Annotated in this window: 15 protein-coding genes; 6 read left to right on the plus strand and 9 right to left on the minus strand. The window is 63.7% G+C overall.

Annotation, left to right across the window (positions count from 1 at the left end):
* Positions 1–199 precede the first annotated feature (199 nt).
* The 7 genes from LPB73_RS14700 to LPB73_RS14730 all read right to left on the minus strand — a co-directional run bounded on the left by LPB73_RS14700 (position 200) and on the right by LPB73_RS14730 (position 9,205).
* Positions 200–1,576 carry a sensor histidine kinase gene (locus LPB73_RS14700; protein WP_231080995.1) on the minus strand — a complete coding sequence of 459 codons (1,377 nt, stop codon included), beginning with the start codon at positions 1,574–1,576 and terminating at the stop codon, positions 200–202.
* A 22-nt stretch (positions 1,577–1,598) separates the two neighbouring features.
* A complete protein-coding gene (locus LPB73_RS14705) occupies positions 1,599–2,264 on the minus strand; it encodes a response regulator transcription factor (protein ID WP_089267078.1) in 666 nt (221 codons plus the stop codon).
* Positions 2,265–2,340: 76 nt separating this feature from the next.
* Positions 2,341–2,928: a 3TM-type holin gene (locus LPB73_RS14710; RefSeq protein ID WP_175367436.1), complete on the minus strand. Its 588-nt coding sequence runs from the start codon at positions 2,926–2,928 to the stop codon at positions 2,341–2,343.
* A gap of 2 nt (positions 2,929–2,930) precedes the next feature.
* On the minus strand, positions 2,931–3,695 hold the full coding sequence (locus tag LPB73_RS14715; RefSeq protein ID WP_231080996.1) for a glycoside hydrolase family 19 protein: 765 nt from the start codon (positions 3,693–3,695) through the stop codon (positions 2,931–2,933).
* Between the two features lie 43 nt (positions 3,696–3,738).
* Positions 3,739–4,809: a DUF2793 domain-containing protein gene (locus tag LPB73_RS14720; RefSeq protein ID WP_231080997.1), complete on the minus strand. Its 1,071-nt coding sequence runs from the start codon at positions 4,807–4,809 to the stop codon at positions 3,739–3,741.
* 101 nt (positions 4,810–4,910) lie between these two features.
* Positions 4,911–8,765, minus strand: coding sequence for a baseplate multidomain protein megatron (locus tag LPB73_RS14725; protein ID WP_231080998.1), 3,855 nt, complete (start codon positions 8,763–8,765; stop codon positions 4,911–4,913).
* On the minus strand, positions 8,765–9,205 hold the full coding sequence (locus LPB73_RS14730; RefSeq protein WP_231080999.1) for an NlpC/P60 family protein: 441 nt from the start codon (positions 9,203–9,205) through the stop codon (positions 8,765–8,767). The genes LPB73_RS14725 and LPB73_RS14730 overlap by 1 nt, the downstream gene beginning before the upstream one ends.
* A 192-nt stretch (positions 9,206–9,397) precedes the next feature.
* On the opposite strand from LPB73_RS14730, the gene LPB73_RS14735 reads away from it, so the two are divergent.
* The 3 genes from LPB73_RS14735 to LPB73_RS14745 all read left to right on the plus strand — a co-directional run bounded on the left by LPB73_RS14735 (position 9,398) and on the right by LPB73_RS14745 (position 11,823).
* Positions 9,398–9,820, plus strand: coding sequence for a GFA family protein (locus tag LPB73_RS14735; protein ID WP_231081000.1), 423 nt, complete (start codon positions 9,398–9,400; stop codon positions 9,818–9,820).
* Between the two features lie 19 nt (positions 9,821–9,839).
* Positions 9,840–10,364 (plus strand): DUF3455 domain-containing protein, encoded by a 525-nt coding sequence (locus tag LPB73_RS14740; RefSeq protein ID WP_231081001.1) that lies wholly within the window; start codon positions 9,840–9,842, stop codon positions 10,362–10,364.
* A gap of 268 nt (positions 10,365–10,632) precedes the next feature.
* Complete coding sequence (locus tag LPB73_RS14745) at positions 10,633–11,823, plus strand: helix-turn-helix transcriptional regulator (RefSeq protein ID WP_231081002.1); 1,191 nt, start codon at positions 10,633–10,635, stop codon at positions 11,821–11,823.
* Positions 11,824–11,863: 40 nt separating this feature from the next.
* Here LPB73_RS14745 and LPB73_RS14750 read toward each other — a convergent pair whose 3' ends face one another.
* Positions 11,864–14,425, minus strand: coding sequence for an autotransporter outer membrane beta-barrel domain-containing protein (locus LPB73_RS14750; protein WP_231081003.1), 2,562 nt, complete (start codon positions 14,423–14,425; stop codon positions 11,864–11,866).
* Between the two features lie 526 nt (positions 14,426–14,951).
* Between LPB73_RS14750 and LPB73_RS14755 the strand changes: the two genes are divergently transcribed.
* Positions 14,952–15,092, plus strand: a complete 141-nt coding sequence (locus LPB73_RS14755; protein ID WP_170849700.1) for a hypothetical protein — start codon at positions 14,952–14,954, stop codon at positions 15,090–15,092.
* Between the two features lie 202 nt (positions 15,093–15,294).
* Here the strand turns inward: LPB73_RS14755 and LPB73_RS14760 are convergent, their stop codons facing one another.
* Positions 15,295–16,218, minus strand: coding sequence for a LysR substrate-binding domain-containing protein (locus LPB73_RS14760; RefSeq protein WP_231081004.1), 924 nt, complete (start codon positions 16,216–16,218; stop codon positions 15,295–15,297).
* A 170-nt stretch (positions 16,219–16,388) separates the two neighbouring features.
* Here LPB73_RS14760 and LPB73_RS14765 point away from each other — a divergent pair, with 170 nt between their 5' ends.
* Together LPB73_RS14765 and LPB73_RS14770 are read left to right on the plus strand one after the other, a co-directional pair.
* A complete protein-coding gene (locus tag LPB73_RS14765; RefSeq protein WP_231081005.1) occupies positions 16,389–17,621 on the plus strand; it encodes an MFS transporter in 1,233 nt (410 codons plus the stop codon).
* Between the two features lie 34 nt (positions 17,622–17,655).
* Positions 17,656–18,417, plus strand: coding sequence for an SDR family oxidoreductase (locus LPB73_RS14770; protein ID WP_231081006.1), 762 nt, complete (start codon positions 17,656–17,658; stop codon positions 18,415–18,417).
* The last annotated feature ends 119 nt before the right edge of the window (positions 18,418–18,536 follow it).

Genomic DNA, 18,536 nt, shown 5'->3' on the forward strand with positions numbered 1-18,536 from the left:
GACCTCTTTGTTCGGATGCAAAGGCCGCCTAGCCATCCTCACACCCAATACCTATTCTGCTGTTAACAAATGTCAACACCCTTTGGTTTCTCCCTAAACCCAAGCGGCCTGAGACGGCATCTACCGACAGTAACAGCACAACATTAAACTACAGGTTGCATATGGGGATAGGCATTTCCAGGCGGCGACGGGCAAGCCCTCACACGCCTGGCAACACCAGCTCCGCCCGCAGCCCGCCGATCGGCGCCTTGCCGAGCGTCAGGCTACCGCCATAGAGCGCGGCCAGATCGACCACGATGGACAGACCCAGACCTGACCCCGGCTTGGTCTCGTCGAGCCGCTGGCCGCGGCGCGCGACCTGGGCGCGCTCGGTGTCCGACAGCCCGCGTCCGTCGTCATCGACGATGATCCGCAGCTTCGACGCCGGATCGGCACTGCCGGTGCGCTCGACCTGCACGCCGATGGTGACGTGGGAGTCCGCCCATTTGCAGGCGTTGTCGACGAGATTGCCGACCATCTCCTCGATGTCCTGTTTTTCGCCACGGAATTTCGCGGCGGCATCGGCCTCAAGGTCGATGGTGATGCCGCGATCCCGGTGAATCTTCTGCATTGTCCGGCACAGCGCCTCCAGCGCCGGCGCGACATCGGTGACGGTGCCGACGATGGTGACACGCGCCGCGATCCGCGCACGCTCCAGATGATGCGTCACCTGATCGCGCATCACATCGGCCTGCTCCAGCACCTTGCTCGCAAAGGGGTCGACACCCCGGCTGTTCGCCTCGTTGACGATCACCGACAACGGCGTCTTGATGGCGTGGGCGAGATTGCCGACATGGGTGCGCGCGCGCTCGACGATGGCGCGGTTGGCATCGAGCAGCGCGTTCATCTCGCCCGCCAGAGGTGAGATCTCGACAGGGAATGTGCCCTCCAGCCGCTCGGCACGGCCGGACCGAATATCGGCGATGGCATCCGACATGCGCTTCAGCGGCGCGAGGCCGAAGCGGACCTGGAAGATCGTGGTGAGCACGAGCACGATCGAAAGTGCAGCGAAAGTGCCGCCAAGATAATAGTCGAAGGTGCGGGTTTCCTCGAAAATCTCGGTGGCGTCGCCGGCAACGCTGATGCGGAATTTGCCGTCGGCGCCGAGATCGACGGGACGCTCCACCATGCGCAGGCGCTGGTCTTCCGGCCCGTCCACATAGCCCTGGCGGATCCCCGACGCCGTGAGCTCGACGCCCTGGTCTTCGAGCTTGGGCAGCTTCTTGTCCCACAGCGAGCGCGAGGCCCGCATCTCGGTCTTCGCGCCTTCGGTGGGCGCGATTTCCCAGTACCAGCCCGACAGCGGCAGTTCGAACAGCGGCTCGCCGAGCGATGGCGTGTCGTGATCGGGCGCGTCCGGGGGATTGGCGACTTCGGCCACCAGGGTACGGAGATAGAGATTGAGGCGGCGATCGAAGGCGCGCTCGGTGGCGCTGCGATAGACCGAGGACAGGACGATGCCGGTGATCAGGAGGATCACCACCACCCAGGCCGTCGCCGACAGGAACAGCCGCGTTGCGAGCGAGCTGTTGCGCATCAGCGCATGATCCCGGGGACGATCACGGCTGCGGCGGCGTGAGCAGATAACCGAGGCCGCGCACGGTCTGGATGATATCGACATCGAGCTTCTTGCGGATACGGCCGACGAACACCTCGATGGTGTTGCTGTCACGATCGAAATCCTGATCGTAAAGATGCTCGACCAGTTCGGTGCGCGAGATCACGCGGCCGGTATGGTGCATCAGATAGGACAGCAGCCGGTATTCGTGTGATGTCATCTTGATCGGATTGCCGGAAACGCTGACGCGGCCGGTGCGGGTATCCAGCGACACAGGTCCGCAAGTGAGTTCGGACTGGGCGTGGCCGGTGGAGCGGCGCAATAGCGCGCGGATGCGGGCCAGCACCTCTTCGAGGTGGAACGGTTTGGCGACGTAATCGTCGGCGCCGGCATCGAAGCCCTGGACCTTATCGCTCCAGCGATCGCGCGCCGTCAGGATCAGTACCGGCATGATGCGGTTGTTGCGGCGCCAGGCTTCCAGCACCGAAATGCCGTCCATCTTCGGCAGGCCGATATCGAGCACCACGGCGTCATAGGGCTCGCTGTCGCCGAGGAAGTGCCCCTCCTCGCCATCGAAGGCGCGATCGACGACATAGCCGGCATCGGTCAGCGCCGTGGTGAGCTGACGGTTGAGATCGGGATCATCTTCGACAACAAGCAGGCGCAAGTGACTTCTCCGCGTTCACAATCCGAATTGATGCCCGGACGCGTGAACACTCCATGAATGGCGACGGCCGCCAACCTTACTTTTTCTTCACACCGTCTTTGACCAGAACCGCCTTGACCAGCTTCTCGACCATGCCGGGCGAATCCTGCCCGGTGAGCGCGCTGACCTTTTCGCGGGTGCGGCCGCTGATATAGACGCCTAGCACGCCGAAACGGAACCCCCAATAGGTCACCAGCAGCGCCGTGGCATTGACCAGCGCATTGATGGTCTGGATGTCGCCGGTCCAGAATTCATGCATCAGCACACACCACAGCGCGGCGCATTCTACCGTCAATTCCAGCGCATAGGCCGGCCGCCACCAGCGCTGCAGCGGATCGTCGCTGACGATCTCGGCGCGGATCGTCGCCTGGGTCTCTGATATCGCCGCGCGCTGGGTCTCCGCCTCGGCGCGGATCATGTCAGCCCAATGCGCCTCGGCTTCAGCCAGCCTGGTCGGATCGGCCGCGGGGAGCGCCGCCTGCACCGCCGCCGGTGTCAGCGTCACCGAGCCCACCGCCTTGGCGAGGATTTCGCCGGCCACACCACCGAGCGGGCCGCCCAATGCCGTCCCCAGCATCGGCGCCCCCAGCGCAATCACCTGTTTGGCAAGGTCACCCCAGTCCATGGTCATGTCCTCCGGAAGGCCGCGATAAGCGCGGCAATGAAAGCGGAAAGATTGGTCGGTTTGGCTGTCGGCAGTTCCGGCGCCAGTGGTGGCGATGCGATCACGGGCGGTAGCCCCACGGACGGCGCTGGCGCCAGCGACACATCGCGCAGCGCAGCCTTCCATTTCGCCAGCCACGCCTTGCGCTCGGCGAGACCCACGGTGCCGCCATTCAGCCGCCGTGTGACCCCGACGATGTCATCGGCTTTCGCGAACGGCAGGCAGCCGCAATTGATGAAATCCGACACGGCGCAAGTGAGGAAGTAACGCGGATCGATCAGGTATTCGGGATGGCTGACCACATCGATGCCCGTGGCCTTCCTGACCCGCTCATAGCCTTCGCGGCCCGTGGTCTGCGACCCGCCCCGGCCGCGGAAATTCCAGCCGTCGTCGGAGCCAACGGCATTGCCCATGCGGCCGTTATAGACCTTGTTGGCGAGCGCCCGCGGATTGCCGGCATAAGGTGCGGCACTCGCCATGGTCGGAAAGCGCGACGGCCAGACCTGCATCATCCGCCCGGCGCTGTAGTTCAGATTTTCGACGACATCGCGCCCTGCTCCGCATTCGTGTGATATCTGCGCCATCACATGCGCGGCGAGCAAAGGCGTGGTGATGCCATAGCGCGCAAACACGGCCTCGGACGATTGCACCATACCCGACAGCAATCCGGGCACGCGGCTGTCGCCCAGCGGCCAGAGACGCCGCAAAGTTGTTTCATCGAGCTTCATGATGATGATCCTGTGGGAGAGAGAGATCGTCGCCGTCGCGCAACTAGGCGATGCGGTGGCCGTAGAAGCCGTTCTGCGCGGCGGCGATATAGCCGTCACTGGTCTCCATCGCGGCCCAGACCGAAATGGCGTCGCCCGCCGCCAGCTTGAGCAACGCATTGCAGCTCAGCATCGTCTTGTTGCTGATGAGCGCCGACGACGTCTGCTCGCGCGTATCGTCGAGCAGCTCGACGCCGTTCTTGTACATGGCCGCCGTCAGCATGGTCGGCACCGCCGCATTGGCCTTGAACATCACGCGGAATCCGAGCGCATAGATGCCGGCGACCGGCGCGACGAACTGATTGTTCGCGGCATCGAAAACGCTCTGGTCGTTATGCCGGCTATTGTTGAACTGCACCTTGGTGAAGGTGTTCGCCGCGCAGTATTTGTCGAAGTTCAGATAGGCGAGAAACTTCGGGGACTGCTCGAAACTGACCTGCCCGCTGGTCTTGTCGACTGCCAGCGCGGTCCGATAGGTCACGCCATCGGCGGAGACCTTGATCGAGAGATCGTCGCTACCGAGCAAGCCGATCAACGCGCGCGGCGAATAGTTCGACTGCAATGTGAAGCCGACATCCTTTGTCGCATTCAGCTTGTTGAACGTCACCCGCAGGTCACCGCTGCCGGGCGTTACGTCGTCATGCGACAACAAAACGGCATCCGACTTGACGCTGAAGCGGTTCGTGCTGTCAGCCGACGTGTTGACGCCGAGGTGATCGGTATTGTCGAGCGCAAGATTGCGCAGGTCGCGCCACAGCGCGCCGTCGAACACCATCATCACGTCATCGGCGATCGACCAGACGCACCAACCGGCTTTCGGCACAAGGAAAGCCCAGGTACCGTCCTGCCACGTGGCGATGGCCAGCGTATGGCCGCTCCAGGCCCCTGACGCCCCGGCCGCCACGATATGCCGTGCGCCCTCGGCCGGCGATGCCGGCGGAACGGTCCGCGTCACATCGAGTGCCGAGATCTGGATCGCCGCATCGAGAATGCGCAGCGCCTCATTATGGGTGACGTGCTTCTGCGCCTGCCCGCCATCGATGAAGGGCAGCTTGAGATTCGGCGTGTCGGTCATGTCTACGGTCTCGCGCTCTCAGCCGTCATTGCGAGCGCAGCGAAGCAATCCAGAAAACCAAGAGCTGGATTGCTTCGTCGCTATGCTCCTCGCAATGACGATCACAATGAAATTATACCCTCGGTCGCATGCCCGGCGCCGACGGTGCCGGAGAGCTGCGCGACGCGCAGATGCAGGCTCGGCTGCGGCGCGCCGAAATCGGCAACCTCGTCGGCCACTGCATAGAGCGCCTGCGATGTGGTGCAGGCGATACTGCGGACGACAGTGCTACCTGAGAGAATCTCGAGCCGGTACGCCTCGTCGTCTTCGCCAAGGGGCACTTCGGCATTCCAGCCATCGCCATCGAGACGCGTGCGCCTGATCCATGAGATCTGGATGCCATCGGGCTTGCGCACGGCTTTTACATGCACGGGCGCGAGCGCCAGCAGCGCGCTGCGATCGGGCGTCAGCGTCAGCGCGACGGCCGAGGCATCGTCATGGCTGCGACCATTGCCGACGACGCGCAGCGACAATGGTCGTTCGAGTGCGTCGATTCCTCGTGCGATCGGTACCAGGCTTCTGTCGAGCACCACGAACGGCGCACCAACCGGCAATAGCGCTGCCATCGCGGATTCCGACCCCGCCTGCCCGCGCAGCAGCCGCGACAGCTTGTAGGTGTTGGCCTCGACCAGTTCGGCATTGGCGAACTGGATGATCTCCCAATCGCCATCCGGATTCCGCACGGCTGCGGAATTGCTGCCGCCGAGCACCCGCGCGTCAGACAATGACGCCAGCGCGCCGCCATGGAGCTTCACGCGGCATGTGCTGGCATTGTCCCAGCGTGCTGTCGGCCCCGCCGGCAGCGCATCCAGCGTCTCGCCAATGACCGCAGGTGTTGCCGCCACCGCGGCCACCTGGAAACTCGCACCGTCCCTGGATTGCCAGATCACCACCGAGCCCGGCCACGGATTGGCGAAGACAGCGAGCCGCGTCAGCACGTCGGGGTTGGCGCTGTCGATGACCGGCAGGTTCAGCGCGAGCACCTGCACCGGCCCGAGCGCGGGCGGCACGGGCGGCAGCTTGATCTCGGGCGCCAGCAGCGGCACGGCAAACACGTCGGGATCGATACTGCGCGCCGTCACCTGCCGCGCCTGCGTATCGACGAGCCCGCCGATCTCGAACAGCCGACGTCGCCCGTTCAGCGTCAGCGCAATCACGTCGCCCGGCGCCAGTGCGAGCGCAGTCATGCCGACGGCGAACTCCGCGCGCTCGCGCCCCGCCCACAGATCCTGCAACCAGACCTCGGCGCGCTGCGTCGCTGCCGTATCGCTGGTGATGACGGCAAGATCCGCATGCAGCATCCGGCTGGCGCCGCCGGTGAGTTTGCGCGATGTGACTGCCGAGCGCCGATAATCCGTCAGCGCATCGCTGAAGCCGATGCTGACCTGACGGGGCAATTCGGTCTCCTGTGCGCGGACCAGCCGCGCCAGCGCGCCGTCATCCGGCGCCACCAGATCGTCTTCGGTGAATTCCGCCACCGGCAGCCCGCCGCGCGGGATGAAGCGCAACGTGCCATCCCCCGCCGTCGCATCGAAGGCATAGGCCACCGACAGCGGCTCGATCATCGCCCGCGGCGCCATCGGCCGGTCCACGACATAGCCGTCGCAGCCGCCGGCCAGCGCCGAAGCATCGATCCCCGTCACACCGGCATCCGTTGCCAGCCTGTCGACCAGCGCATCCAGCGGCGCGCCGCCGAGCCGGCCGTTCAGCCAATGGCCGGTATGCCAGTTGGCACCGTCGCCCCAGATGTCCTCGGCGGCCGGAAAGATCGGATAAGGCCGCGAATCCCAGGTCCAGACATGAATGGCCGATACATCGATCATCCGCCCGCCATAAACCGGCGACGCCGGATTGTCGGCATCGCTGGCGCCGAAGGCGGGATCGAAGGCGGAGATGAGCGCTTCCAGATGGCGCCGCTGCATCAGGTCATCGCGGGCGCCGCTGGAGAAATACGGCGCAAAGTTCTCCGACGATTTCGGATCGGGAAACACGCTGGGCTGATTGGCGCCCTTGTCGACGGCGGGACAACCGACTTCCGTCAGCCAGATCGGCTTGCTGCGCGGGACCCATGCCGTCGGACTGCCCAATTCCGCATGACCGACGCGCTCATGATGCGCATTGCCCCACCAGTTCCAGAGATCCTTGACGCGATGGATCCACGGCTTGTCAAGACCATCGGTGATCGCGACGCGCGCCTGCGCATCGCGCCCGTTATCATTCGGATAGTACCAGTCATAGGCCTCGCCGCCCGCCACATTGGCGCGCAGATAGCCGCGATCATAGATCGTGGTGGCGAGATCACGATCGAGATGATCGGCCTCATCGCGCCAGTCGGATAGTGGCGCATAGTAATCGATGCCGACCGCGTCGATCGCAGCCGAGGCCCAGAGCGGATCGAGCGGAAACCTGATCTCAGACGCATCCGCGCCAACAACATGCGCGCCGTATTCGGTCCAGTCCGCGCCATAGGTCACCACCGTACCGCCCCCGACGATCGTCTTCACGTCGGTTGCGAGCGCGATCAGTTGAGCGACAGCGGGATAGTTGCCCGACGCCGAGCGCACGCGCGTCAGCCCGGGCAATTCCGAGCCGATCAGGAAGCCATCGACGCCGCCGGCAAGCGATACGAGCTGCGCATAATGCAGCACCATCCGGCGATAGTTCCAGACACCTCCGGCAAAGAAGTTGTCGACCTGCGCGCCGGCCGTTGCGGTGCCATCGGGTGAGCCCGGTCGTCCTGGCGCGGGATCGCAGGTGATGCGGCCGCGCCAGGGATAGGCCGGTTGCGCGCCCGCCCCGCTCCACGGATCGGGCAAGCCATTGCCATCAGGCACGTCCATCATCACGAACGGATAGAATGTGATCTTCAGCCCGCGCGCTCTCAGCTCGCCGATCAGATGCACGACGCTGTCATCCGACGGCGTCCCGCCGAATGCCGCACGTCCGTCGATTTGCGACACCACATAGGCGGAGGGGCGCGTGACGCCAGCCACCGACCACGACAGCGGGCTGGTCGTCTTGGCGGGATTGTCGATGCCCGGCCGTACCACGCAATATTCGGCGCGCAGATCCGAACCAAACCACGCCACAACAATGGCGACACGCTGGAGGTTCGGGCACAGGCCCTGCAGATCGTCCAGCGCCGCCACCACATCGGACCGCGCCGAGCCGTGATGGCGGTTCTCCGGTGCGGATTGTCCGGGACCGAGCAGTTGCACCACCGTGGACGGTTCATAGCCGAATTCGGTGGTGCCGGGGATCAGCGTCACCGCGCGCACCATCGCTTCGAGCAGGCCGATCGGCCGGATGATCTCGAAGGACAGTTGCGGAATCCGGTTGCCGAAATTCGCCAGCGGCAGCCGCTCGAACACGACATAAGCCAGCCCGCGATAGGCCGGCGCGTTACCCGCGCCTTCCTTCGCGACGATCAACCCGTCCGGCATCTGATCTTCGGTGCCGCGATAGACGCGAAAATTGATGCCCTCGAGATCGAGCGGCTTGCCGTCGGCCCAGATCCGCCCGACGCGGCCGATCACGCCGTCGCACAGACCCACCGCGAAATTCGCGAAGTAACTATAGGTCGTCGTCGTCATGGTCGGCCCGCCGCCGAGGCCCTTGCCGCCATCGGTCGGCACCGTATCCGATGTTGCGACTTCCTCCAGTGGCGTCGCCCAGATCACCTGGCCGCTCAGCCGCGCACGGCCATAGACGCGCGGGATCGGCGCGCCCTCGGTGGACGCCATCACATCGAGATCGGCCAGTTGCGGCCCGCTTGTGGCCTGATCGTTTGAGCCAAATAGCGCGCTATCGATCGCACCGCCGAGCGCCGCGCCGGCGAGCTGGCCCGCGATTGCACCGATGGGTCCGAACATCCCGCCGATGGCGCCGCCGGCCGTGGAGAGGACGAGTTGCGACATCAGCTCACTCCGGGAAAGCGAAACGCATAGGCCAGACGACGATGCCACCAGGGTGTCAGGGCGACCTCGCAGACGGCCGCGCCGTCATGGGCGTGGATCATCGTGCCCTCGCCGCTCGCGATCGCCGTATGTTTGGCGACGAAGCCGTCGCGCCAGCGAAACAGCAACACGTCGCCGGCGCCGATCTCATCCACCGCGATAGGCACAAGATGGCGTAGCGCCGCCTGTGCCAGTGCCTCCTCACCGCGCGCCTCGGCCCAGTCCGGCGCATAAGGCGGCGGTGTTTCCGGCTCATCGCCAATGCAATGACGCCAGACGCCGCGCACGAGGCCGAGGCAGTCGCATCCGACGCCCTTGAGCGACGCCTGATGCACATAGCGCGTACCAATCCAGTCGCGCGCCTCGCTGACAATGGCGGCGCGCGTGAGCGTTTCGATCATATTGTCTGTCCCGTAATCCATGACTGCACTGCGCGCCACGTCACTGTCTGTCCGCATTTTGCGACGACACATCTTGTGATCGGCTCTCATTCGATCGAATGACGCTTCGCCTCGCGCGCCGCTGCTAGCAGCATGCCCGGCGCGCCCGCTTCGCCGCGGGACACAATGCACGAGCAAGAGGAAACGAGATCGATGACACATGTTGGGAAGTGCTTCTGCGGCGCAGTCGAACTGGAAGTGGATGGTGCCCCGGAAGCGATGGGCTATTGCCACTGCAGTTCATGCCGTTCGTGGTCCGGAGGTCCGGTCAATGCCTTCAGCCTGTGGAAGCCGAGTGCCGTGCGGATCACCGCGGGCGCCAAGCATATTGCAAGCTTCCAGAAGACGCCGCTCAGCCAGCGCCAGTATTGCAGCAAATGTGGTGGACACCTGCTGACCAATCATCCGACGCTCGGCCTGGTCGATGTCTTTGCGGCGACCATCCCGACACTCCGTTTCGAACCCGGTGTCCACGTCAATTATGCCGAGACCGTGCTGCCGATGAAGGACGGCCTGCCGAAGTTGAAGGACTTTCCGGCGGAGCTCGGCGGCTCCGGCGAGGCCGTCGCTGAATAGACATCACGCGCGAGGTCCCATGAACGATCACATGAATTGCAAAGTGAAGTGCAGACTGTTCGGGGCGGCGCTCATCGCCGCCCTCGCCGCGCTGACGCATGCGGTCGCGGCTCAGGTGCCGTCCGAGATTGCCGAGCCGGATGCCACGATCGTCGCGATCTATCACGCAGAGGGAGCGCAGGTGTATGAGTGCATGGCGGCCTCCGACGGCAAGCTCTCCTGGAGCTTCCGCGAGCCGATCGCCACGCTGCTGTCCAATGGACTGACCGTCGGCCGCCACTACGCGGGCCCGCATTGGGAACTCACCGATGGTAGCACGCTGCGCGGCAAAGCGGTTGGCCGCGCACCAGGTAAAACCACAAGCGATATCCCGTGGCTCAAATTGACGGTGACTGACCGGCATGGCGACGGCAAGCTCGCAATGGTCGACGTGATCCAGCGCATCAACACCAAAGGCGGCGTTGCCGCCAGTTCTTGCGATGATGCCGGCCAGTTTCTCAGCGTGCCCTATTCGGCAGACTACGCGTTCCTGCACAAGGATTGAGTGTTCCGCATCAGTTGAATTTGGTTCAAATGACGGCGCCGCAAGCGCCGTCATTTTGCTATCAAAAACCGATCGGCGCACGTCCGCGATTTTCGATTTATTCCGCGTATCATCCGGAAAATATTTCGCGCGCTGAAACACAACTCCTGCGCGTTCGGCAACGACATCGCCGCCGGAACCACATAGCTTTCCAATCACGCATCGCCGGCGTGCCGGCATAGGCACGCATGCAAAGGTGCATGCTCACCTTCCCGAGAGATAGTTGCAAATGACGTCAGTGACTCCGCTCTGGCCGATGGCCGCCCGGCTCGCATCGCCTGATCTCGCAGAAGGCGCAGAACAGCTCAGCGACCTGATCGGCTGCATCTACGACACCGTCCTCGACTCGTCGTCCTGGACGAATGCGATCGAGCGCGCGATGCAATTCGTCGGCGGCGTCGGCGCCAGCCTCTATACCAAGAATGCAGCCATGCCGTCGGGGCATATTCTCCACGTGGTCGGCATTTCCGCGGACTATCAAAACTCCTATTTCGACAAATATGTTGCGCTCGATCCCACCACGACCGTGCAGTTCTTCGCAGAGCTCGATGAACCGATTGGGATCGAGGACATCCTGCCTTACGCGGAGTTCAGAGAAACCCGCTTCTACAAGGAATGGGTGCAGCCGCAGGGACTGGCGGACTGCATCAATTCGGTGCTCGACAAGTCCATCACCAATGTCGCCATGTTCGGCGTGTTCCGGCATGAACGTGACGGCGTCGCGGATGAGCGCGCACGTCACCGGATGCGACTGATCGCGCCGCATATCCGCCGCGCCGTGATGATCGGACGCATGTTCGATCTGAAAGCCGCCGAGGCCGCGACGCTGGCGGATACGCTGGACGGGCTGAGCGTCGGCCTGTTCCTCGTCGATTCGGCTGCGCGCATCGTTCATGCCAACTTTGCCGGCCATGCCATGCTCGATACAGCGGACGTCCTGCGCGCTTCCTCCGGCCGCCTCAGTGCTCGCGACGGCCAGGCCGATCGCGCCTTGCGGGAGGCCCTCGCCGTCGCCGGTGAAGGCGACAGCGCGCTCGGCACCCGCGGAATCGCCATGCCGCTCGTCGGCAGCACTGGCGAACGATACGTCGCGCATCTCCTGCCGCTGACATCGGGAGCACGGCGACAGGCCGGACTGGTCTATTCGGCCACGGCGGCTTTGTTCGTGCGCAAGGCGGATATCGACGCCACCTCGCCGCCCGAACTCATCGGCAAGACATTCCAGCTCACACCGTCAGAGCTTCGCGTGCTGCTGGCGATCGTCCAGGTCGGCGGCGTGCCGGAGGTCGCTGCAGCGCTCGGCGTCGCCGAAACGACGATCAAGACGCATCTTAGCCGCCTGTTCTACAAAACCGGCACCCGGCGGCAGGCGGATCTGGTCAAGCTGTTCGCCGGCTATGCGACGCGCATGATCGGATGAGCGCCAGATAGTTTGCCGCGAGTATGTCGTATCGGGTCGCTCACCAGACGATGCGGAAGCCGCCAGTGCCCTTGTAGCTGCGGTTCGCCGCCGCGTCTTCAAGGCTCGCGCTATAGGAGACCTCGCCGAACACAGCGTAGCGGCCGTTGGCCCAGCTATAGGTGCCGCCGCCGCCGATGCTGCCCCACAGCCGGTCTTGCGCGCTGGCGAAGCCGGTGCCGGCGACATCGACACGGGTGCCATCGAGGAACTCGTAGCGCAGGTTGCCGATGCCATAGATATCCGAGCGCACGATGCCTGCGCCGTCGTTCCAGGTCTTCTGGTGGTTGAGCGCAAGGCCGGCGCGGCCGAGCAGGCTGTCGCCGTCGCGCAGCGACACCGGGGCGCCGAACCGATCGGTGAAGCGATCGAACTCGGCCTTCGAATAGGACAGCTGCGCCTGCGGCGTCAGCGACCAGCCGTTGCCGACAGCGAACCGCTTGCCGGTTTCAGCGCTGAAAGCATAGCCCACCCCTTCGTTGCCGTGGGTCATGCTGCCGGCCAGCACCGAGGAGAGATCGCTGCGGTAGAACATCGATTGCGCCTGGCCGTCGACATAGAAGCCGTTGTCGCCGAACCATGTCAGCGTGCCGCCGACACCCGAACCTTCGACGCGGATCCGGCCATTGCCGAAGGCCGATGCGATATTGGCGGTTGTCAGGCCATATTGCCCGGTGAGACCGACGATCAGCCTTCCGCGCTCGTTCTCCATCAGGAGACCGTCGAGGCCCGCCTGCACTTTCAACTGGTCGGTCTTATAGGTCGAGCCTGTGGTGGTGGTGGGCTGCAAATCGGATTGGCCGCTTTCGATGCGGCCCCAGAACGCCGTGGGCGTCGGCGACGCCTCGCCTGGCGCCAGTGCGACACCGGCGCGCGCCATGGCATCGCTGCCGCCCCAATAGCGATTGCCGACGCGCTGCTGCATGGTCGGCAGCTCGTTCATGCCGAGCAGCACCTGCGCATAGTTTTCGTACAGCGGAACGCCCGGCTGATAGAGCGGACCGGGAGGCGCCGAGACCGGCGGATTGATCAGGCTCGAACGCAGATACCAGTCGCCATCGGTCGGCGTGCTGACGCCGTTCTTCTGCAGCGTATAGGCATAGGCGCCGCCGACCACCGCCTGCTGGCCCTGGATCACATAATCGCCGAGCAGCGAGAACGCGCCGTTCGATGCGCCGCCGACATCGATGATCTTGATGCCTTCGACGGTCTGCGCGCCGCCGCCGCCGAGATTGATCACCCGCACATTGGTGCTGCCCGCGGTGTTGCCGGTGACGACAAGCCGATCGGTCGGCGAGGCATCGCCACCGAGCACGGATTCGATCTGCAGCGTTCCGCCATTGCCGGTGTAGTTGCCCGCGACGGTGAGCGTTCCGATGGAATTGCCGGGCGCCACGATACCCGCGTTCGACGTGTCGCAGACCGTGCCGGTGCCTTGCAGCGTGCCGCCGGCCAACACAGTCATGGCGCCGCACACGCTGCCGTTGACGCTGAGCGTGCCGCCGCTCACCGTGGTGCCACCGGTATAGGTGTTGACGCCGGAAAGGGTCTGCATGCCGCCGCTGACCGTCAGCCCACCGGTGCCGGAGATGATACCGGAGAACAGGTCGTTGGCATTGGTGATGGTCAGGTTCTTGGCGCCGAGCGCGACGGCCCCGCTTCCTGCCAGGCTCTGGATATTTGTGCTAGCCGCAGTGATACCCGTGACATCGAACGTCCCGTTCGCGACGACACGACTCGAATTGCTGATGTCACCCGCGCCGGTCAACGCAAGGGTGCCTGCCTGGATCACGGTCTGGCCGGCATAAGTGTTGCTGGCAGCCAGGTTCAGAGTGCCGATGCCGATCTTGGTCAATCCACCGACACCTGTGAGGGCGGATGCCGCATCTGTGCCGACCGTGAACGCGCCTGTGTCGATCGTCAGCCCGCCCGCGAGGATGCTAAGCTCTGTGCCCGAAAATCCGGTGATGAAGGTCGCTTGATTGGCTCGTGCCTGGAGAATGCCGTTGTCGAAATTGACCTGCGAGGCGCCAACGCCGCTGCCGGTCAGGACGTTGGTCTCCAGCGTGGAGCCGCCATTGATGTTGAGCATGCCGGAAGACCCGGTACCGCCGCCTACCCTCGTGTTGAAGGCTGCTGATACGGATACTTTCGCCCCATTTTCAATGTTGAGCGTGCCACTTCCCAAAAAGCCAAGAACAAGTTGTCCGTTGGTAACCAGCCATTGCGATCCAGGCCCGGTGACAGTCACTATGCCGTTGCTTCCGCCCCCTTGTCCGAGCCGCACGTTGGCGCCGGTGCTGGTCAGCGTGCTGCCGTTCTGAATGGTCAGATTGCCCGTCCCGCCGATCACACCGACGGAGATGTTGCCGGTCGTTCCGGCCGCCGCGCCGCCGACACCGAGCACCGTCGGGTTTGGCGACGTCGCGCCGATGTTGACGGCAACGCCGACGGGGACCGCGCCGCCCTGCCAGTTGCTCCCGACCATCCAGTCGTTGTTTGTGCTTCCGGTCCAGTTGACTTGAGCCGCGGCCGATCCGGCAGAGAGAACCGTGAGCGCCATTGCCGAGGCGCTCGCCAAAAGCAAGCGAAGCAATCGCGTTCCGTGACTATCGAGCGCGGATCGCCGGGTGCGATCTGGACTCTCGTGGCGCATGTCATCCGACTGTCGTCTAATCGTCGCAAGTCCGATGCATTCGCGCATGCGTTATTCCACTTCGATCGAATCCACACCGTTCGAGGATGCGGATGTTTGTTGTCGTGCCGTCCGCGAAGGACACTTGCGAAGCTAGATGAGCCGCAACAATCGGACAATAATCGAACCGTGTTCATCCCACACAAACACGCGGCCTGTGCCGTTTGCGCAACGAAAGACGCTTAACAAAGTCTTTCGAGATCGGATGCGGTTGGCACATCGCAAGCTCGATCTATCAGTGCGTGCGCTGGTTCAATGTCTCTCGCGTCGGAACGTGGCAATGCACGCAACAGACGAATGTGAACGCGTATCGGTCGTTCGTAGGACGCTTGATATCACTGCTCCATCGATGATGAGCCACGACAAGCGCGTCTCTCATTCGGATGGACCATCGATGGCATTACTCGAACGTCTGCTCTACGCCGCCGCAATCGCGTGCTTCGTGATCGTTCACTACGTCGCCCTGCAACGAATCGATGCCGTCGCATCACACGCGACCCACACGCCATCCGTCACCCTGCAGGGCACGGATTGATCGCGCTCATCCGCCGGATCCTGGCGTCGGATGACTCATGACGAAATCGTTGCCGGGAATATCGGGGAAGCCGCGGACATTATCGACATTGCCGATACACCAGGAATCTGTTCGGGGCCGGAGAGCGACCGACGAGGCCCTGATCGGCGTCGCCGCTCGCGCCTTGCCCCAGCGGTTCATGAAAGCGACGGTGTTATCGACGCTAGCTCCGGACGAGATCGCGGCCTTGTTGCTCGAGCCAGTCGCAGAACACGGCGATATGTGGATCGGTCCGTCGCGCTTCCGGCAGATAAGCGAAGTAGCTTCGCGCCGAAAGACTGATGTCCGGAAACGGCGTCATCAATCGCCCGGCCGCGAGATCATCGGCGACCAGTGCGGTCGGCCCCATCGCCACGCCGAGTCCGTCGATCGCTGCCTGTATGGTCAGATAGAAATGATCGAAGGTCAGGGATGCCTCTGGGCGAAGGGCGGGCTCTCCGGCCTCAGCCAGCCAGTCGCGCCATAGCCGCGCCATCGAGGAGACGTGAAGCAGCGTATGGTGCGACAGATCGCGGATATCGGTCAGCGGCGCCCGATCCAGGATGGTCGGACTACACACCGGCAGCCGCCGCTCCCCGAACAGGAAACGCGAGGTGTAACCGGGAAAAGCGTCCGGGCCACCTCTGATCACGACATCGAACGGCTCTGCCAGAGCGTCGATCGTCTCATTCGACGTGCTCAAGCGTACCTCGATGTCGGGATGCTCCGCACGAAAAGCGCCCATGCGTCGCAACAGCCATCGCAGACTGAAAGTTGCGAGAGCGTTCACATGAAGCACGATGGATGGCGCGTCATGCCGTCTGGTTCGATGCTGCTGCACGGCGGCCGAAATACGATCGAGTGCCGGTCCGAATTCGGTGAGCAGCGCCGCGCCGGCAGGCGTCAGCACGACCCGTCGAACCGAACGCCGAAACAGCGCCGGAGCACCCAGCCAGTCTTCCAATAGCCGGATCTGCTGACTGACGGCGCCGTGGGTCACGCTGAGCTCAACGGCCGCCTCCTTCAGACTGCCGAGGCGGGCGGCGGCTTCGAAGGCGCGGACCGCATTCAGCGGCGGCAGACTACGGCGCGGGACAAAGGTGGACATACTTGAGAATTTCTAACCCATGACCTGAGTATTACTGATTTGTGACAGCCTGAAGTCTAGTTCAGAGTGACTTTAGCAGCGCTTTGCACGCCAGACACCAGCTCTAGCGCACCAACCTTCAGATTTTCTGCGATTGCAGCGCCTGCGCCGGAAGACCCAAGAAACAGCACATGACCCGCCACGAGACCACGACCACTATGGCTCCTGCGAACCGGACACGCGCCGCCCGAACGCTTGCGCTGACCGGGCTCAACCACGCTTTGCACGACGGCTTCACGGACGCGATCTATGTATTGCTGCCGATCTGGCAGACCGAATTTGCGCTGAGCTATAGCGTCCTTGCGATCTTTCGCGGTCTTTATTCCGGCACCATGGCATGTCTGCAGATTCCGGCAGGGCATCTGGCGGAGCGGATCGATGCCAAACTCATTCTCTGCTGCGGCACTGCGCTATCGGCGTTGGGCTACGCTCTCGCGGGCATCTCCGGTGGCATCGTCGGACTGAGCTTTGCGCTCGCATTGGCAGGCGCAGGTTCGAGCACCCAACACCCTTTGGCGTCCGCCGCCGTTTCACGGGCTTATGGGCGTGCTGCGCGCAGGCCGCTCGGCATCTACAATTTCACAGGCGATCTCGGAAAGGCGGCCATCCCGGCGCTGATGTCTCTGCTGCTTGTCACCATCGCCTGGCGCCATGCCGTATTTGCGCTCGCTATCGCCGGCATCGCCGTGTCTGTCGCCATGGCGGTGTGGATGCCGGCCGTGGGCATGGGGCATGCAGCAGATGCGAAGGAACGATCCAGCAAGACCGGTCGAAGTCGGGGCGGATTTTATTGGCTCCTGGCGATCGGAATGCTCGATAGCGCCGTCAGAATGGGTTTTCTCACCTTTCTGCCATTTCTCCTGATTGAAAAAGGAGCCTCGCTTCCCACCAGCGGTTTCGCTCTGGCACTTCTCTTCATCGGCGGAGCCGCCGGCAAGTTCGCTTGCGGCTGGCTTGGCGACAGGATCGGCACCCGGCGCACCGTTCTCTTCACCGAAGCTGCCACTGCGCTTCTGATTCTCGGCGTTCTGGTCCTGCCGCTCATCCCGGTTATTGTCGTTCTGCCGGCGCTGGGGGTGATGCTCAACGGCACGTCATCGGTGCTGTATGGAACGGTCCCCGAACTGACCCCGCCCCATCGCACTGCGCGTGCCTTCGCCCTGTTTTATACCGGCACCATCGGCGCGGGCGCCGGTGCCCCGGTTCTCTATGGTTTTCTGGGCGACGCGTTCGGACCTGCAATGGCAACGGCCGCGACCGCAATGACGGCGCTGGCGATCTGCCCGTTCATGATCGCACTCTCAAGGCATCTGAGCGATGACGTCGCAATCGGTCTGGCATCGCACTCATCCGGACAGCCCTAGATTATTATTTCACCATCACATGAAGGTTCGTTAGATGGATACAGTCTCGCAGACGCCGCTCATTCTGATAACGGGTGGAAGTCGCGGCGTAGGCGCCGCGACGGCGCGGCTTGCTGCCACGCAAGGTTACGATGTGGCGATCAGCTTCGTCTCCAACGAGTCTGCCGCCCTTGCGGTGGCGGCTGATGTCGAAGCTGCGGGGCGCCGGGCTTTGCCGGTCCGCGCAGATAGTGCAGATCCAGAGCAGGTCGCTCAATTATTCGCTGCAATCGACCGAAAGTTCGGCCGGATCGATGTGCTGGTGAACAACGCCGCGATGCTCGCGCGGCAGTCCCGGCTGGAGGATCTCGGATTCCAGCGGATGCAGCGCATCTTCGCGGTTAACGCGATCGGCCCGATCCTCTGTGCCCAGCAGGCAGTGAAGCGGATGTCGTATCGCCACAACGGGCGGGGCGGTTCCGTGATCAACATCTCGTCGGCTTCGGCCCGGCTCGGCAGCCCCGGCGAATATGTCGACTATGCTGCATCGAAGGGCGCCGTCGAGACATTCACGACCGGCTTCGCCAAGGAAGTCGCGCGGGATGGGATACGCGTCAACTGCATTCGCCCGGGGCACATCTACACTGACATGCATGCCAGCGGCGGAGAGCCGGGACGAGTGGACCGCGTCAAGGACTCGATCCCGATGGGTAGAGGCGGTCAGCCTGAAGAGGTTGCGCGAGCGATCCTGTGGCTGGCGGGCGCCGAGGCTTCGTTCGTCACCGGCACGTTCCTCGATGTCACTGGCGGCAAGTGAGCAACAGGTTGTGGCGCCGCGCCTTCCAGCAGCGCCTTCCTGATCGAAACCTAAGCTTCCTCCGCGATGACTGCAGGCGACATGTGCGGTGAGCTCCCGCATATCGGCCACTCGCTCAC

It is taken from the genome of Tardiphaga sp. 37S4 (assembly GCF_021044645.1).
GTDB classification, from domain to species: domain Bacteria; phylum Pseudomonadota; class Alphaproteobacteria; order Rhizobiales; family Xanthobacteraceae; genus Tardiphaga; species Tardiphaga robiniae.

Coding starts and splice junctions, on each gene's coding strand:
- LPB73_RS14770 (WP_231081006.1), top strand. CDS start 17,656: ATGGATACAGTCTCGCAGACGCCGCTCATTCTGATAACGGGTGGAAGT.
- LPB73_RS14700 (WP_231080995.1), bottom strand. CDS start 1,576: ATGCGCAACAGCTCGCTCGCAACGCGGCTGTTCCTGTCGGCGACGGCC.
- LPB73_RS14715 (WP_231080996.1), bottom strand. CDS start 3,695: ATGAAGCTCGATGAAACAACTTTGCGGCGTCTCTGGCCGCTGGGCGAC.
- LPB73_RS14730 (WP_231080999.1), bottom strand. CDS start 9,205: ATGATCGAAACGCTCACGCGCGCCGCCATTGTCAGCGAGGCGCGCGAC.
- LPB73_RS14725 (WP_231080998.1), bottom strand. CDS start 8,765: ATGTCGCAACTCGTCCTCTCCACGGCCGGCGGCGCCATCGGCGGGATG.
- LPB73_RS14710 (WP_175367436.1), bottom strand. CDS start 2,928: ATGGACTGGGGTGACCTTGCCAAACAGGTGATTGCGCTGGGGGCGCCG.
- LPB73_RS14760 (WP_231081004.1), bottom strand. CDS start 16,218: ATGTCCACCTTTGTCCCGCGCCGTAGTCTGCCGCCGCTGAATGCGGTC.
- LPB73_RS14755 (WP_170849700.1), top strand. CDS start 14,952: ATGGCATTACTCGAACGTCTGCTCTACGCCGCCGCAATCGCGTGCTTC.
- LPB73_RS14745 (WP_231081002.1), top strand. CDS start 10,633: ATGACGTCAGTGACTCCGCTCTGGCCGATGGCCGCCCGGCTCGCATCG.
- LPB73_RS14735 (WP_231081000.1), top strand. CDS start 9,398: ATGACACATGTTGGGAAGTGCTTCTGCGGCGCAGTCGAACTGGAAGTG.
- LPB73_RS14750 (WP_231081003.1), bottom strand. CDS start 14,425: ATGGCGCTCACGGTTCTCTCTGCCGGATCGGCCGCGGCTCAAGTCAAC.
- LPB73_RS14765 (WP_231081005.1), top strand. CDS start 16,389: ATGACCCGCCACGAGACCACGACCACTATGGCTCCTGCGAACCGGACA.
- LPB73_RS14720 (WP_231080997.1), bottom strand. CDS start 4,809: ATGACCGACACGCCGAATCTCAAGCTGCCCTTCATCGATGGCGGGCAG.
- LPB73_RS14740 (WP_231081001.1), top strand. CDS start 9,840: ATGAACGATCACATGAATTGCAAAGTGAAGTGCAGACTGTTCGGGGCG.